General features: G+C 63.0%; 17 protein-coding genes and 1 pseudogene. 10 read left to right on the forward strand and 8 right to left on the reverse strand.

Annotated features, from left to right (window positions below; genetic code table 11):
• Nucleotides 1-1,222: flotillin domain-containing protein (locus tag VZ95_RS06245; protein WP_045775093.1), on the forward strand; the 1,222-nt coding region annotated here is incomplete at its 5' end.
• Between the two features lie 3 nt (nt 1,223-1,225).
• Nucleotides 1,226-1,627, forward strand: a complete 402-nt coding sequence (locus tag VZ95_RS06250; protein ID WP_045775094.1) for a thiol-disulfide oxidoreductase DCC family protein — start codon at nt 1,226-1,228, stop codon at nt 1,625-1,627.
• 26 nt (nt 1,628-1,653) lie between these two features.
• Here VZ95_RS06250 and VZ95_RS06255 read toward each other — a convergent pair whose 3' ends face one another.
• Nucleotides 1,654-2,556: a LysR substrate-binding domain-containing protein gene (locus VZ95_RS06255; protein ID WP_045775095.1), complete on the reverse strand. Its 903-nt coding sequence runs from the start codon at nt 2,554-2,556 to the stop codon at nt 1,654-1,656.
• 132 nt (nt 2,557-2,688) lie between these two features.
• Here VZ95_RS06255 and phnX point away from each other — a divergent pair, with 132 nt between their 5' ends.
• From phnX to VZ95_RS06285, 7 genes and pseudogenes are all read left to right on the forward strand, one after another.
• The gene (gene phnX, locus VZ95_RS06260; protein ID WP_045775096.1) at nt 2,689-3,498 is read left to right on the forward strand and encodes a phosphonoacetaldehyde hydrolase; all 810 of its coding nucleotides are present in this window, start codon (nt 2,689-2,691) and stop codon (nt 3,496-3,498) included.
• A gap of 32 nt (nt 3,499-3,530) precedes the next feature.
• Nucleotides 3,531-4,250 (forward strand): extracellular solute-binding protein, encoded by a 720-nt coding sequence (locus VZ95_RS06265; RefSeq protein WP_269747069.1) that lies wholly within the window; start codon nt 3,531-3,533, stop codon nt 4,248-4,250.
• A complete protein-coding gene (locus VZ95_RS28030) occupies nt 4,205-4,552 on the forward strand; it encodes an ABC transporter substrate-binding protein (protein ID WP_269747070.1) in 348 nt (115 codons plus the stop codon). The genes VZ95_RS06265 and VZ95_RS28030 overlap by 46 nt, the downstream gene beginning before the upstream one ends.
• A 74-nt stretch (nt 4,553-4,626) precedes the next feature.
• Entirely contained in the window at nt 4,627-5,748 is a 1,122-nt protein-coding gene (locus VZ95_RS06270) for an ABC transporter ATP-binding protein (RefSeq protein WP_232302514.1), read from the forward strand.
• Between the two features lie 72 nt (nt 5,749-5,820).
• Nucleotides 5,821-7,443 (forward strand): annotated as a pseudogene (locus VZ95_RS06275) (putative 2-aminoethylphosphonate ABC transporter permease subunit); the annotation flags it as partial.
• Nucleotides 7,444-7,458: 15 nt separating this feature from the next.
• Nucleotides 7,459-8,580, forward strand: coding sequence for a TIGR03364 family FAD-dependent oxidoreductase (locus VZ95_RS06280; RefSeq protein ID WP_045775098.1), 1,122 nt, complete (start codon nt 7,459-7,461; stop codon nt 8,578-8,580).
• Entirely contained in the window at nt 8,577-9,146 is a 570-nt protein-coding gene (locus VZ95_RS06285) for an HD domain-containing protein (RefSeq protein WP_045775099.1), read from the forward strand. Before VZ95_RS06280 ends, VZ95_RS06285 begins: the two co-directional genes overlap by 4 nt.
• On the opposite strand, the gene VZ95_RS06290 is transcribed toward VZ95_RS06285, so the two are convergent.
• From VZ95_RS06290 to VZ95_RS28040, 7 genes are all read right to left on the reverse strand, one after another.
• Complete coding sequence (locus VZ95_RS06290) at nt 9,143-10,639, reverse strand: CoA-acylating methylmalonate-semialdehyde dehydrogenase (RefSeq protein ID WP_045775100.1); 1,497 nt, start codon at nt 10,637-10,639, stop codon at nt 9,143-9,145. The two genes, VZ95_RS06285 and VZ95_RS06290, sit on opposite strands and share 4 nt — an antisense overlap.
• 11 nt (nt 10,640-10,650) lie before the next feature.
• Nucleotides 10,651-11,367, reverse strand: a complete 717-nt coding sequence (locus VZ95_RS25210) for a Gfo/Idh/MocA family protein (RefSeq protein WP_198148128.1) — start codon at nt 11,365-11,367, stop codon at nt 10,651-10,653.
• The gene (locus VZ95_RS25215; RefSeq protein ID WP_198148129.1) at nt 11,364-11,777 is read right to left on the reverse strand and encodes a Gfo/Idh/MocA family protein; all 414 of its coding nucleotides are present in this window, start codon (nt 11,775-11,777) and stop codon (nt 11,364-11,366) included. The genes VZ95_RS25210 and VZ95_RS25215 overlap by 4 nt, the downstream gene beginning before the upstream one ends.
• A complete protein-coding gene (locus VZ95_RS06300; RefSeq protein ID WP_045775101.1) occupies nt 11,777-12,562 on the reverse strand; it encodes an ATP-binding cassette domain-containing protein in 786 nt (261 codons plus the stop codon). The genes VZ95_RS25215 and VZ95_RS06300 overlap by 1 nt, the downstream gene beginning before the upstream one ends.
• 2 nt (nt 12,563-12,564) lie before the next feature.
• Nucleotides 12,565-13,713: an ABC transporter permease gene (locus tag VZ95_RS06305; RefSeq protein WP_045775102.1), complete on the reverse strand. Its 1,149-nt coding sequence runs from the start codon at nt 13,711-13,713 to the stop codon at nt 12,565-12,567.
• A gap of 177 nt (nt 13,714-13,890) precedes the next feature.
• Nucleotides 13,891-14,331, reverse strand: a complete 441-nt coding sequence (locus tag VZ95_RS28035) for a substrate-binding domain-containing protein (RefSeq protein ID WP_198148130.1) — start codon at nt 14,329-14,331, stop codon at nt 13,891-13,893.
• Nucleotides 14,274-14,837 carry a substrate-binding domain-containing protein gene (locus VZ95_RS28040; protein WP_198148131.1) on the reverse strand — a complete coding sequence of 188 codons (564 nt, stop codon included), beginning with the start codon at nt 14,835-14,837 and terminating at the stop codon, nt 14,274-14,276. Before VZ95_RS28040 ends, VZ95_RS28035 begins: the two co-directional genes overlap by 58 nt.
• A 140-nt stretch (nt 14,838-14,977) precedes the next feature.
• Between VZ95_RS28040 and VZ95_RS06315 the strand changes: the two genes are divergently transcribed.
• On the forward strand, nt 14,978-15,820 hold the full coding sequence (locus VZ95_RS06315) for a MurR/RpiR family transcriptional regulator (RefSeq protein WP_045775103.1): 843 nt from the start codon (nt 14,978-14,980) through the stop codon (nt 15,818-15,820).
• The last annotated feature ends 14 nt before the right edge of the window (nt 15,821-15,834 follow it).

Consider the following 15,834-nt stretch of genomic DNA (forward strand, 5'->3'; position numbering starts at 1 on the left):
GGATTTGGAAAAGAACGGGCTGGAACTCGAATCGGTCTCGCTGACCAGTTTGGATCAAACCGACAAGCAGTTCTTCAACCCGAATAATGCGTTCGACGCCGAAGGCCTGACCCGTCTGACCGAACAGACCGAAGCGCGGCGCAAGCAGCGCAACGATGTGGAGCAGGATACGGAAATGCAGGTGCGCGCCAAGAATTTGGACGCCAACCGCCAGAAGCTCGCCATCGAAAAAGACCAGGAATTCGCCCAACTCAGCCAGCAGCGGGAAATTGAGACCGCGCGCGCCGAACAAATGGCGCTGATTGCAACCCAACAGGCTAACCGCAATCAGGAAGCCGAAGCCGTGAAGGTGGAAGCCGACCGGCAAATCAGCCAAAAGCGCATCGACGCCGAACGGCAAGTCAAAGCGGCGGAAATCGATAAGAATCTCGCCATCCGCACCCAGGAAATCGATGTGGAGCGGAACACGCAGGTCTTAACTGCCGAGCAGCGTCGAGAGGTGGAAATCGCCCGGCAGAATACGCAAATCGCCATCTCGCAAAAGTCGCGCGACCAGTCGGAAGCCGAAGCCGCCGCCAATCTTGCCCGCGCCGAAGCAGCCAAGGCTGAAGAAGCCGTGACCACCGCCCGCCAGGTCGCCGCCGCCGAGCGTGAAAAATCGATCCAATTGATCGAAGCCGAAAAGCTCGCCGAACAAAATGCCATCGCCGTGCGCGTTTCCGCCTCTGCCGAAAAGGAAGCGGCGATGGACCGCGCCGAGGCCATCACGATTGAAGCCAAAGCCAAGCAGGAAGCCGCCCTGGCCGAAGCCGAGGGCCGCCGGGCGCTGAATGCCGCGCTCAATACGCTGTCCGCCGCCCAGATCGATTTGCAAGTGCGCACGCTGCTGCTGCAACAGCTCCCCGCCATTCTGGAGAAAGCCGTGAAGCCGATGGAGCAGATCGACTCGATTCGCATCGTCCAGGTGACGGGCCTCAACGGTGACGGAAACGGAGCAAGCGGCGCTACCGGCAGCGGCGGCGCGACCTTCCCGGAGCAGGTGATGAACTCCGCCCTGCAATATCAGGTGGCAAAGCCGATCATCGACGCGGTGATGAAAGACGCGGGCCTCTCGAACGCCGGAATTACCGGCATCGCCGAATCGCTCGTGCCGATGCTGAGCCCGAAACCCGAAGCCCCGGATCAACCCCAGAATCAGATCCAGAATCAACCCCAGGAATAACCCGTGCCCGCCGCCCCGCTTTTCGTGTTCGATGGGGACTGCGTTCTGTGCAGCCGCACGGTCCGCTTCGTTCTGCGGACCGAAACGGCACCCGTGGTTCGCTTCTGTGCGGTACAGTCGGAGGCCGGGCAGCGCATCGTCGGCGCGCTGGGGCTCGCGGCGATGCCGGAGACGTTTCTCTTTGTCGAAAATGGCAAAACCTATGGCCGGTCGGAGGCCGCGTTTCGGCTTGCGGCCTACCTGCGCGCGCCGTGGCGTTGGTTGCGGTTTCTCAGGTTTCTGCCGCGCGGGCCGACCGATAGGGCCTATGATTGCGTCGCCCGCAACCGCTATCGCTGGTTCGGGCAGCACACGACCTGCCTGATTCCGGTTCCAGAGCAGCGGGCGCGGTTTTTGGCGGAATAATGATCCCGCCTCCCCTGCGCCCATCCCTAAACCTGTTGATTGCGCCGCCACTGCTGGCCGTAAGCTTCGGCCAACTCTAGGAAAGCCCGTAGAATTGGTCGGCGGCGGCGGGCTTCTTGGCACACGACATATTCGGTACAGCCCGCCACCGGGCCGACGGTTGCCAAGGAGCGTTTAACCAAGCGGCGGTCGTCCCCCGTTTCCGAATCGAAAATCAGGCTGACGCCCAAGCCATGCGCGGCGGCCTCGCGGATCGCCTCGCGCGTCGCCACTTGGATGGTCTCGCGCGCGGTAATCTGGTGCCGATCCAAAAGCGCGAGAGTAACGGCGCGCGTGGTGGAGCCCGGCTCGCGCAGCAGCAGCGTCACCCCGGCCAGCGCGGCGATTGGTATATTGTTCAACGCCGCCAACGGATGATCGACCGCCATCACCGCCACTAGCGGATCTTCACCAATCGGTACGAAATGCAGCCCCGGAACCACTTTCGGATCGGCAACGATGCCGATATCGGCGACACCATCGATAATCTGCTTCAGCGCGGCGGGGGCATTGGTCACCGCCAGCGAGATTTGCGGCTGCGGATACTGCTGACGGAACCGCGCCAGCAGAGAGGCGGCGTGCAGCGGGCCATCGGCCACCACCTGCAACGCGCCGCCGAGATCGACCGTCGAGCGGTCGCCCAGCAGCGCTTGAATTTGATCCGTCACATCGGTGAGGCGCACCGTGAGCCCGTAAAGCTCGTGCCCCAGGCTGGTCAAAACCAGCGCGCGGCCTTCCCGTGCAAATAACCGCACTTGATACTGCGCCTCCAACCCTTTGATCTGTTCCGACAAAGTTGGTTGCGACACGCCCAAGGTCCGCGCCGCCCGGCTCATGCTGCCTTCGCGCGCCACGGCGTGAAAGGCGCGAATCTGATGATAATTCAACATTTTCTCCCCATGCCGCCCATCGGCCACGCATAGGCATTACCTATAATATATTACGAATATATGGATTGGACCGAATTTGATGAAATCCCTATCCTGCGCCTCGTTAGCCGTATGTCAGTGAGGGAGAAGCCGATGAGCCGCATCGAAGCCGTAATTTTCGATTGGGCGGGCACGATGATCGACTTCGGCTCCCACGCGCCGATGGGCGTGTTCGTCGAACTCTTTCGCCGCAATGGGCTGGAGGTTTCCGTCGCCGAAGCGCGCGTGCCGATGGGGCTGCCCAAACGCGCCCATATCGCGGCGATGCTAACGCAACCGCGCATCGCTGCTGCTTGGCAGAGCGCGTTCGGCACCGCTGCCAGCGAAGCCGATATCGACCGGCTCTATGCCGAATTCGGCCCGATGAATGTGGCCGTTGCCGCGCAATTCGCCGATTTGGTGCCGGGCGCGCTCGCGATTGTCGAGCGGCTGAAGGCCGATGGCGTGAAGATCGGCTCCACTACCGGCTATACCCGCGCCATTATCGAACAGGTGCTGCCCGTCGCAGCCTTACAAGGTTATGCGCCGGAAGTCGTCGTTTGCGCCGACGATCTGCCGGAAGGCCGCCCCGGCCCGATGATGATGCACCAGTGCTTTAAAATCCTCGGCCTCGCCGATCCGGCCCGCGTGGTGAAGGTGGATGATACCGAACCCGGCATCGCCGAAGGGCTCGCGGCGGGCACTTGGACCGTCGGCGTCGCCGTGTCGGGCAATGCCGTCGGCCTCACCGTCGCCGCCTGGAACGCCCTTTCCCCCACAGCCCAGGTCGAGCTTCGCCGCGCCGCCAGCCAAAAGCTGTTCGACGCCGGGGCGCATTTCGTCGTCGATACCGTCACGGATCTGTTGCCGGTGCTCGATACCATTCGCGGCAGGCTCGCCGCCGGACAATTACCAACCGCTTAACGCCCCATCCCCTCCGATTTAAGGATAGAAAAATGCCTGTTTCGCTGAAACTTGGGACGATGCTCACCGCCGCCCTGCTGCTGTCGGGCACTGCCCTCGCGCAAACCAAGCTGAGCGTTTACACCGCCCTTGAGAACGACCAACTCGGCCCGTTCAAAAAGGCTTTCGAAGAGGCCAATAAGGGCATCGAAATCACTTGGGTACGCGATTCGACCGGGATCATTACTGCGCGCGTGTTGGCCGAAAAAGCCAATCCGCAGGCCGATGTGATCTGGGGCGTCGCCCTCTCCTCCGTGCTGATGTTCGACGCGGCCGGCATTCTGGAAGCCTATGCGCCGCAGGGCCTCGCCGACCTGAAGCCGAGCTTCCGCGATAGCGCCAACCCGCCGAAATGGACCGGGATGGATGCCTTCCTGTCGTTTGCCGCCGTCAATCAGCCGGAATTCGCCAAAACCGGCGCCGCCCCGATCAAAACCTGGGCCGATCTGCTGCAACCGCAGTTGAAGGGCAAGCTGGTCATGCCGAACCCCGCCTCCTCCGGCACGGGCTATCTGCAAGTCGCGGGCTGGTTGCAGTCGATGGGTGAGGAAAAAGGCTGGGCCTATATGGATAAGCTGCATGAGAATATCGCGTCTACACCCATTCCGGTTCGGCCCCACACGTACAATCGGCCAAGGGCGAGCGCACCGGCTCGGTCGGGATCGATATGCGCGCCGTGCGCGAAAAGAATAATGGCGCGCCGCTCGATGTGATCGTGCCGACCGATGGCATTAGCTGGGATATGGAAGCGACCGCGCTTGTCAAAGGCCGCCCCAACGCCGATGCCGCCAAGAAGCTGATCGACTTCACCGTCTCAAAAGCCGCCCACGAGCTGTACGGCAAATCCTACGCCGTCGTCGGTCATAAGGACGTGAACGCCGCGCCGAAGAATTATCCCGCCGATGCGGAAGCCAAAATGCTGAAAATGGACTTCGGCAAAATGGCCGCCGACCGCGATAAGGTTCTCGCCGAATGGACGCGCCGTTATGATGGCAAATCGGCCCCGAAGAACTAAGACTAAGGTTTAAAGCCGGTTGGGGAGCCGGGGTTCGCCTCGGCTCCCTCCCTTTCGCGCCGCCGGAGGTTGCCATGACCCGCCTACTCGACGAGACAGTGCCCATGACCGCCGCCGCCGACGTGCCCCCGGTCCCGCCGTATCTGTCGATGCGGGGGGTGAACAAATGGTTTGGAAAATTCCAGGCGCTGCGCGGCATCGATCTCGATATTCCCCCCTCCAGCTTCGTCTGTTTCCTCGGGCCGTCGGGCTGCGGGAAATCGACCCTGCTGCGCGCCATCGCCGGGCTCGACCGGCAGGATGAGGGCAGTATTTTTCAGGCCGGGCGCGATATTTCGCAGCTTCCGCCGGGCCAGCGCGATTTTGGCATCGTTTTTCAATCCTATGCGCTGTTCCCCAACCTTAGCGTCGCCGAAAACGTCGGCTATGGGCTGGTGAACCGCCGCGTGCCGAAGGCCGAACGGCAGCGTATCGTTGAGGAACTGCTGAGCGTCGTCGGCCTCGCCGGATCGGGCGGGAAATTCCCCAGTCAGCTTTCCGGCGGTCAGCAACAGCGCGTCGCCCTCGCCCGCGCGCTGGCGGTGGAGCCGGGCCTCCTATTGCTCGATGAGCCGCTGTCGGCGCTCGACGCCCGCGTGCGTCTGCGGTTGCGCGCCGAAATCCGCGACCTACAACGCCGCCTCGGCATCACCACGATCATGGTCACCCACGATCAGGACGAGGCGCTGACGATGGCCGATGTGATCGTGGTGATGAGCGATGGGTGCATTGAGCAAATCGGCAGCCCGCAAGATATTTACACCCGCCCGGCCAGCCTATTCGTCGCCGATTTCGTCGGCGTGATGACTGCCGTCTCGGGGGAGATTCTCAGCCCAGGTCAGGTGCGCTGCGGCAGTCAGGTCTTTGCGGCAGAAACGGGAGGCCTCCGCGGCCCCGTCGAAATCCGCATCCGCCCGGAAGCCCTGCATCTGGCCGAGACGCACGACAGCCCCGTCAACCGCATCGACGGCACCATTGCCACCGTCACCTTTCACGGCCCCAGCCTGCAACTGGAACTCGACTGCGGCCTTGCCCGCGATGTGCCGTTGCGGCTTGATGTCGGCCAGCATTACCAACAGGGCCGCAACCTCACCCCCGGTGCGCCGATGGGCGTGATCGTGCCGCCTGCCGCCCTGCATCTATTCCCGGCGGGTTGAGGCGATGACGGCCCTTCAGCCCAGCGCCCGCGCGCCCCTCCACCTCGAGCCCTTGCCTTACGCGCGGGGCTCGCCGCGATTGTCGCGGGGCTGGTGCTCGGCATCGCCGTGCCGTTAGTGTGCCTGTTCCAACTGGCGCTCGAATCGCGCGACGGGCATTTCGTGGGCGCGGAAAACCTGCTGCGGTTTTTTGCGACCCCCAGCCTCGCCCAATCGGTGTGGAACAGTTTCTGGACCGCCGGGGTCGTGGTGCTCATCACCGTCCCCGTGGCCTTCGGCTATGCCTATATGCTGACGCGAACCTGCGCCAAGGGGCGCGGCGCGTTCAACGCCATCGCGGCGATCCCGCTGCTCGCGCCCTCCGTTCTACCCGCGATTGCGCTGATTTATCTGTTCGGCAATCAGGGGCTTTTGCGCCCAATTCTGCCGGAGGGTTTCGATATTTACGGGCCGTGGGGCATTATCATGGCCCATGTGTTTTTCACCTTCCCGCAGGCGCTCATCATTCTCGTGACCGCGCTCGCCACCGCCGACGCGCGCCTGTACGAGGCCGCCGCGAGCTTGGCCACGCCCGCGCGCCGGATCTTCTTCACCATTACCCTGCCGGGCGCGCGCTATGGGCTGGTGGGGGCGGTTTTCGTCGTTTTTACCAAGGTCATCACCGATTTTGGCGTGGCGAAGGTGATCGGCGGGCAGTTCAACGTGCTGGCGACCGATGTGTATAAGCAGGTCGTCGGCCAGCAGAATTTCCCAATGGGGGCCGTGATCGGGCTTGTGCTGCTGCTGCCTGCGCTGGCCGCCTTTCTGGTGGACCGCGCCGTTCAGCGCCGCCAGCAGGCGCAACTGACGGCGCGCGCCGTGCCGCTGGTGCCGCAACCGGAGGGCCGGAGAGATGGGCTCGCGCTGGGCTATGGGCTGTTGGTCGCCGCCCCAATTCTGCTGATCCTGGGGATTTCCGCCTGGGCCTCCGTCGTCAGCTATTGGCCCTATAATCTCGAACTCACCCTGCGCCACTATGATTTCGACGAGGTCGACGCCCAAGGCTGGACCGCCGTGTGGAACACGCTGCGCCTCGGCGCGTGGAGCGCCTGTATCGGCACGCCCTTGGTCTTCGTTGCCGCCTATCTGCTCGACCGAACCAAGGACGCACCGCGCCTCGTTACCCTCGGGCGCGCGATTATGCTGATCCCGCTGGCGGTGCCAGGGCTGGTGATGGGGCTCGCCTATATCTTCTTTTTCAACGCGCCGTGGAACCCGCTGAACCTGCTGTATGGAACGTTGGCGATTCTGATCCTCAATACGGTGATGCGCCTCGTCCCCGTCACCTATGTGACCGCGACGACCGCGCTCACCGCCATCGACCGGGAGTTCGATGCGGTCGGGGCGTCGCTGAAAGTGCCGGTGTGGCGCACGTTCTTCCGCGTGACCGTGCCCCTGTGTTTGCCGACGCTACTGGGTATCTGGATCTATTTCTTCACCAATGCCGCCACCACCCTGTCGGCGATCATCTTTCTCTATGTCGCCGGAACGAAAACCGCCTCCATCGCCATTGTCAATATGGACGAAGCGGGCGCGACCGCCTCCGCCGCCGCGATGGGGATGGTGATCGTCGGCCTCTGTGCCGCCGCCAAACTCGTGCAACTCGCCCTCGTCGGCTGGATCGAACGCCGCCGCAAACGCTGGACCGAACGGTAAAGGTATTTCTCATCGATGCGTTATGATCTCGCCGTGATCGGGGCCGGAATCGTCGGCCTTGCCCATGCAACCCTCGCCGCCCGCGCCGGACTAAAAGTGGTCGTGATCGACCGCGATATGCGCGCCAATGGCGCTTCCGTCCGCAACTTCGGCTTCGTCACCGTCACTGGCCAAGGCCAGGGCGATACCTGGCGGCGGGCGCGTTTCAGCCGCGATATTTGGGCCGAAATTGTCCCGCAGGCTGGAATCGACGTGCTGCATAAGGGTTTGGTGATGCTCACCCATTCGCCGGGCGCGCGCCGCGTGATCGAAGAATTCGCGCGGCACCCGATGGGCGAGGAATGTGCTCTGTGGGAGCCGGAGCAAGTGCGCGCCGCCCTACCCTTCGCCCACGGAAACGGCCTGAGCGGCGGACTACACTCCCCGCACGAGTTGCGCGTCGAATCGCGCACCGCCATTCCGAAGCTGGCGGCGTGGTTGGAAGAAACGCAAGGCGTCAGCTTTCGGCGGGGGGTTGCCGTTACAGGCATCGTGCCGGGCCGTGTTGAAACCGCCCTTGGCCCGATTGAGGCGGAAGCGATTGCCGTCTGCCCCGGTCATGATTTCCGCACGCTGTTTCCCGAGGTCATCGCCCGCCATCGCCCGCAGGAGTGCAAGCTGCACATGCTGCGCCTCTCCGATCCGGGCTGGCGACTACCGCACGCGGTGATGAGCGATTTTGGGCTGCTGCGCTATCGCGGCTACCATGTCTGCCCCTCCCAACCGGCCCTGGCGGCGCAATTGCAGCAGGAAGCACCGGAAATTCTGGCGGACGGTATTCATCTGATCGTCGTACAAAGCGCCGATGGCTCGTTGGTCGTCGGCGATTCGCACCATTACGGCGCGACGGTGGATGATTTTGCGCCGGAAAGCGTGGATCGGAAAATCCTCGACCTCGCCCGCAGCACGCTCGACCTCAGCCGGTCGGAGGTTGTTGAACGCTGGGTGGGGGTCTACGGTAGCGCCGAGCAGGATGCCTTCATCGAAACGCCCGACCCGCGCATCGCCATCACCTGCGTCACCAGCGGCACAGGGGCCAGCACCGCCTTTGGGCTTGCGCAGGATTGCCTCGGCCATTACCTCGGGATTTTGCCATGAGCCTGCTCGCCAAACTCACCGATATTTACGAAGGCCGTGCCACCCGCGCCTATGGGTTGACCGACGTCCATCAACTCGCCCACGCCCTGCAATCAGCGGAATTGGCGGCGGAAGCGGGCGAAAGCCCGGCCCTGATCCTCGCAGCCCTGCTCCACGATGTCGGCCATATGGTCCATGAGTTAGGCGAAGACCCGGCCCGCGCCGGGGTCGACGACCGTCACGAGGATTTGGGGGCCGATTGGCTCGCCCAGCATTTCCCCAGGCAGGTGAGCGAGCCCGTCCGCCTGCACGTCGCCGCCAAGCGCTACCTGTGCGCCACCGAGCCCGGCTATACCGAGCTTCTCTCCGAGGATTCGATCCGCTCGCTCGCCCTGCAAGGCGGGCCGATGAGCGCCGAGGAATGCACCGACTTCCGCACTCGCCCGTTCGTCGAAGAAGCCCTGCGCCTGCGCCGCTACGATGATGCGGCGAAAGACCCGAACCGGCAGACGCGGCGGTTCGGAGAGTTCATGGCCGCCTATGGCGCGCTATTTCTCCGGATCGCCGCGCCCCCCCTGGCGGTTTAGCCCAGCGTCGGCATGGTAAACTGCGCGCCCGACCGAATGCCGGTGGGCCAGCGCTGAGTGATGGTTTTCAGGCGCGTGTAGAAGCGCACGCCTTCCGGCCCATGCATGTGATGATCGCCGAACAGGGAGCGCTTCCAGCCGCCGAAGCTGTGGAAGGCCATCGGCACCGGAATCGGCACATTCACGCCGACCATGCCAACTTGAATGCGGTTGCCGAACTCGCGCGCCGCGTCGCCGTCGCGGGTGAAGATGGCGGTGCCATTGCCGAACTCATGGGCATTGATGAGATCGACCGCATCGCTGAAATTTTCCGAGCGCACGACGCCCAAGACCGGGCCGAAGATTTCCTCTTTATAAATCCGCATGTCCGGCGTCACATTGTCGAACAGGCTGCCGCCGAGGAAGAACCCATCCTCATAGCCTTGCAGCTTGAGACCCCGGCCATCGACGACGAGGTTTGCGCCTTCGGTAACGCCCAAATCGATATAGGATTTCACCTTGGCGAAATGGTCAGCCGTGACGAGCGGCCCCATTTCGGCGGCAGGATCGGTGCCCGGTCCGACTTTCAGGGCACGCACGCGCGGCTCCAGCTTTTTCATCAAGGCATCGCCGACGCCGCCCACGGCAACCGCCACCGAAATCGCCATACAGCGTTCGCCCGCCGACCCATAGGCCGCGCCCATCAGGGCATCGACGGCTTGATCGAGATCGGCGTCGGGCATCACGACCATATGATTCTTCGCGCCGCCCAGGGCTTGCACGCGCTTACCGTGCGCCGAGCCAACGCGGTAAATGGTTTCGGCAATCGGGGTTGAGCCGACGAAGGAGATCGCCTGAATATCCGGGTGAACCAGCAGCCGTTCCACCGACTCGCGCCCGCCCTGCACCACCTGGAAGACGCCATCGGGCAGCCCGGCTTCGGTGAGCAAGGCCGCCATTTTCAGCGCGGCGGAGGGGTCTTTCTCAGACGGCTTCAGAATAAAGCAATTGCCCGTGGCGAGCGCCACCGGGGCCATCCACAAGGGCACCATGACGGGGAAATTGAACGGCGTGATCCCGGCAACGACGCCGAGCGCCTGCCGGTTCGACCAGCTATCGATCCCAGGGCCGACCTGTTCGGTATATTCGCCCTTCAGCAGGTGCGGGATGCCGCAGGCGAATTCCACCACTTCCAGCCCGCGCGTTACTTCGCCATCGGCGTCCGAAAGAACCTTGCCGTGTTCGGCGGTCACAATCGCGGCAAGCTCGGCCCGGTCGCGCTCCAGCAGTTCCTTGAACTTGAACATCACCCGCGCCCGGCGCAACGGCGACAGGCCGCCCCAGGCCGGAAAAGCGGCTTTGGCGATAGCAACCGCCGCGTCCACTTCCGCGACATTGGCAAGCGCAACCTTGCCGCTCTGCTCGCCCGTCGCCGGGTTGAACACCGGCCCAAACTGGCCGCTCGTGCCCGCTTGGAGCTTGCCATTAATCCAATGCGAAATCTCTTGAGCCACTTATCTTCTCCCTAAACGGCGACCCAAGATTGGGATTGGGCCGCTGTAACCATAGCGTGAATGACGCGTTCGATCGCAAGCCCTGCCGTGAAATCCACCGCCAACGGGTCAGGCGTCCCGTCGATTGCGCGCAGCAGCGCCGCAAGTTCGATCACTTTCAGATCGTTGAACCCCAGCCCATGCCCAGGGGCCGGGCAGAACAGCCCATAGGGGGGATGCGCGGGTGCGGTCAGGATCGTGCGGAAGCCGCGTGTGGCAGGGTCGCCCGAGGCCGTAAAAAGCTGAAGCTCGTTCATCCGCTCCTGATCGAAAATCAGCGTGCCGCGCGTGCCGTGAATTTCGAACGCCAACCGGTTCTTACGCCCCCAGGCCGCCCGGCTACAGGTGAGCATGCCGGAGGCCCCGGAGGCGAAAGTCACCAGCGCCTGCGCCGCATCCTCATTTTCGACTGCGCCGACTTCGCCCGGTCGATCCGGCAGCGGACGGGTTTTATGCACGGTCTCGATCTGCGCCGTCAGCTTTTCAACCCTGCCCGCGAGCGTATGGGCGAGGCTGACGAGGTGAACCATAATATCGCCGAGCGCCCCAAGGCCCGCTTCCGCCAATTGGCAGCGCCACGACCAGGGAATCTCCGCATCGGCCATATAATCTTCGTCAACAACCCCGCGAAAATGGGTGATCCGCCCGATTTCGCCGCTATCGATCAAGCGCTTCGCTTCGGCGATCAAGGGATTGCGCAGGTAATTATAGCCAAGCTGGTGCGCACCCCAGCGACCCGCGCCACGGAAGCCATGCTTTCGGCATCGGCGAGCGTGAGCCCCATCGGCTTTTCGCACCACACATGCTTGCCCGCCGCCAGTGCCGCTTCGGCCATCTCCCGATGCAGGGCGTTGGGCGTCGTGATCGATACGAGCTGAATGGCGGGATCGGCGATAATTGCGCGCCAATCGGTCACGGCCTCGGCGAAACCATATTCCTCGGCCCGTAACCGCCCCAGCGCCGCGTCGGCATCGCAGAGTTTCAAGCGGCGTGGCGTCGGCACCGAGCCGAACACCGCTTTCACCGAGCCATAGGCGAGCGCGTGGCATTTTCCCATAAAGCCGGTGCCGATCAGCCCAACGCCAATGTCGGCCAGCATCAGACCATCCCCCCGAGTTCGGCGGAAAGGTCTTGCAGCTCCTTGCCGCCTGCCATCAGGTTTTGCAGCGCGTCGATTTCGATGTCGGATTTGGCGTAGGTGCCGAGTGTCTTGCCCCGGTTCAGCACGGTAAACCGATCCCCGACCGCATAGGCGTGACGGACGTTATGGGTAATGAAAATCACCCCCAACCCCTTCTGCCGAACCTGATAGATATATTTCAGCACCATCGAGGTTTGCGCGACGCCGAGCGCCGAGGTCGGCTCGTCCAAAATCAGCACTTTCGCGCCGAAATGGACCGCGCGGGCAATGGCGAGGCATTGGCGCTCGCCGCCCGAGAGCGTGCCAACCGCCTGCTGCGGGTCGCGGATATCGATGCCGATACGGCGCATTTCGTCGCGCGCTACCCGGTCGGCATAGTCGAAATCGATCTGCCGAAACGGCCAGAACCCTTTGACCGGCTCGCGCCCCATGAAGAAGTTCCGCGTGATCGACATGAGCGGGATCATGGCGAGGTCTTGGTAGACCGTGGCGATCCCGGCATCGAGCGCGGCGCGCGGCGAGGTGAAGAGGACCGGCTTGCCCTCGACCAAGAAATCCCCGGAGGTGGGCTTGTGTACGCCCGAGAGCGTCTTAATCAGCGTCGATTTGCCCGCGCCATTATCGCCCAGAAGGCAGAGGACTTCGCCCGGATGCACGGCCATCGAGATGCCTGAGAGCGCAATCACCGAGGCGAAATATTTATGGAGGTCCCGAACCTCGATAATCGGGGTCGATGATGCCATGATTAGCGCTCCCCGGTCACTTTACGGCGAATATAATTATTGAAGATCACCGCGATCAGCAGCATCACGCCCAGGAAGACGCGGAACCAATCGCTGTTCCACCCGGCGAAAAATATCCCCTGCTGCACCACGCCGAAAATAAGCGCGCCGAAGCAGGCCCCGATGACCGAGCCATAGCCGCCGGTCAAAAGGCTGCCGCCGATCACCGCCGCGATAATCGCCTCGAACTCTTTCAGCAGGCCGCGATCCGCCGCCGCCGAGCCGAATTCCATCACCTGACAGGCGGCATAAATCGTGGCGCAAACCGCCGTCGCCATGAACAGGCCGATTTTTACTTTCGTCACTGGCACGCCGACATTGCGCGCCGCATTCGCATCGCCCCCGGAGGCGAAAATCCAGTTGCCGACGCGGGTACGGGTTAACACCCAACCGCCGAGCACGGCCAGAATAAGCCACCAGACCACGACCATCGGCAGCCCGGCCACGACCGGCGCGCCATCAGGATAAGTGCCGATCAGCTTCCACTCAGCCAACTGCCGGAAGAAGGCACCGCCGACGCGCCCGCCGAACAGTGGGGCCAGCCAATCGCTCTCCGCCTTCTCACGCAGCCCGCCGACAATCGTGCGGTTGGTGAAGAAGATTGAGAGCGCCAGCGTGAGCCCGCGCAGAATGAACAGAAAGGCCAGCGAGACGATGAAGGACGGCAGGCCCGTACGGATCACGATCAAGCCGTTCAAGAAGCCAACCGCCAGCGCGCCGGCAAAGGCGAAAATCAGGCACAGCCAAATCGGCACGCCGAAGAAGCTGGCAGGAATGGCGATCATCATGCCGGCAAAGCCGATCATCGAGCCGATGGAGAGATCGAATTCGCCCGCGATCATCAGCAGGCTGGCCCCGATGGCGAGAATGCCGAGTTGGGCCGAAACCGTCAGCCAGTTCATCACCCCATCGGCGGCGAACATGCCGGAGCTGCCCGCCGTAAAGGCGAAAAAGACGAAGACCAGCACCAACCCGGACACCGCGCCCAGTTCCGGACGGTTCAACAGGCGCGACACCCGGCCGACGCGGCGTACGCGCTCGTCGCCTTTCGGGGTTGCGGGAAGTGGGTGCGGGCTGTTGGGCGCCATTTTAGGCGCGTCGCCAACGCTCATCACGGGAAACTCCTTTGGAGCAAAACTCCCCGGCCTCGCGGAAAAAGAGGGCGTAGCATGGGCCACGCCCCAAGGCATACGGGAGATAAGAGAACCACCAAGAAAGCCTATACCGCCTGAAACGCCCCCACGGGCTTTCTCCTCATGGGGGCCAGGGCGCGCGAACGCGACTTAAGCTTAGCGGTACTCGCCCGCCAGTTTTTCCACCTGCGCCACGGTCGCCTTAGTCACGAAGCCGGGGCCGGAGTTGATGTTATTGCCCGGAAACACGCCGTAGCGCGCGTTCAGGGTCAGCGCCATCACCGGCAAATAGCCTTGCAGATAGGGCTGCTGGTCGATGGCGAAATTGATCGTGCCGTCTTTGATCGCTTTCGCGATTTCCGGCGACAGATCGAAAGTGCCGAAGAACAGTTTTCCGGCTTGCTGGGTTTTCTCCAGGGCGCGAATGGTGGGATGGGCCGAATTCGGCCCCAAGGCCAGAATGCCGCCCGTGGTCGGGTTCGCCTTCAGATAGGCCGCGACCTTATTTTCGACTTCCGACGGGTCCATGCCCGAATCGATCATCTGATTGCCGAGCGGCGTACCGATGGCGTCGGCAAACCCCTTGCAGCGCTCCACCGAGGCCGGTTGGTGATGTAATGATTGACGCAGAGGAAGCTTTTCACCCCGGCGTCTTTCGCCTTCTTGCCCGCGCCGAAGCCCGCATCATATTCCGGCTGGCCGACGTGCATCAGCGCGCCCAGGCGGGCAGACTGTTCCTGCGTGCCGGAATTAATGGTAACGACAGGGATGCCCTTCTTCACCGCATTCGTAATCGGCCCGCGCAACACATCGAAATCCGCAATGGTGACGATAATCCCATTGGGGTTCGAGGCCGCCGCCTGCTCCACGATCCGCGCCATATCGGCCAAATCGCCGGTGGGCGGATTGCGGTATTCGACGGTAACGGACAAATGTTGACCGGCTTCCTTGACCGCCGTCTTGATAGTGTTCCACCAGCTATCGGAATCCGGCGCGTGACTGATGAGAACGAAGCGCTCGCCAGCCGCCTGCGCAGCCGTGCCGGCCAGCAGCGCCGACGCCGCGAGAATCCCATAGGCGAGTTTACGCGTGAGAGAGACCATCGTTTCCTCCTGAGATTGGCGATCCATTTTCGGAATGATCGGATCGTCCTGGTTTATTTTGAAATATTTATTCTGTTTATGCTAAGACTGAAACGCCTGTCAAGCCAAATTGGGGCCAGCAGGAAGGGGAAGGACATGCCATGACGGCCGATGCAACCAGCAGCAGCACGCCCGAAAGTTTCGAGGCGTTGCGCGATTTAATTCTGGAACGACGGGATCAATTCCCCAAGCGCCTCGCCCAAGTGGCGCGCTTCGCCCTGGAAAGCCCGGACGATATGGCGCTCAACACCGTTGCCGAAATCGCCGGAAAGGCGGAGGTGCAGCCTTCCACCCTCATCCGCTTCGCGCAATCCCTGGGTTATTCCGGCTTTTCCGACCTGCAACAAGTCTTCCGCTCGCGCCTGCGCGACCGCTGGCCGGATTACGCCGAGCGCCTGCAAGGGCTGCGCAGCACCAGTGCCGACGCGGGCGGCCCGGTCCATCTGCTCGACGGCTTCGCCCAAACCGCGATGGATTCGCTCTTGCGCCTGCGCGAGCGCGTGTCCGAAACCGACCTCAACGCCGCCGTCGATCTGCTGGCGGGGGCCAAGACCGTCTATATCCTCGGCCAGCGCCGCGCCTTCCCTGTCGCCAGCTACCTCGCCTACGCCTTCGGGAAACTCGGCATCCGCTTTATTTTGTTGGATAATCTCGGCGCGCTGCTGCCCGAGCAGGCCGGTTTCATCGATGCCGACGACGCGTTGATCGCCATCAGCTTCACCCCCTATACCCCGAGCACGGTCGAAATGACGACCCTGATCGGGCGGCGCAACGTGCCGATCCTCGCTATCACCGATAGCGCCTTCAGCCCCCTCGCCCCCATCGCGAAAGTCTGGCTCGAAGTCGCCGAAACCGACTTCGGTGCCTTCCGCTCGCTGGCTGCCACCCTCTGCCTGGCGATGGCTTTAGCGGTGGCGACGGCGGAGAAGCGTGCGGGGGCGTGAAGGATGGGGCTTCC

The organism is Elstera litoralis (genome assembly GCF_000963705.1).
Taxonomy (GTDB): domain Bacteria; phylum Pseudomonadota; class Alphaproteobacteria; order Elsterales; family Elsteraceae; genus Elstera; species Elstera litoralis.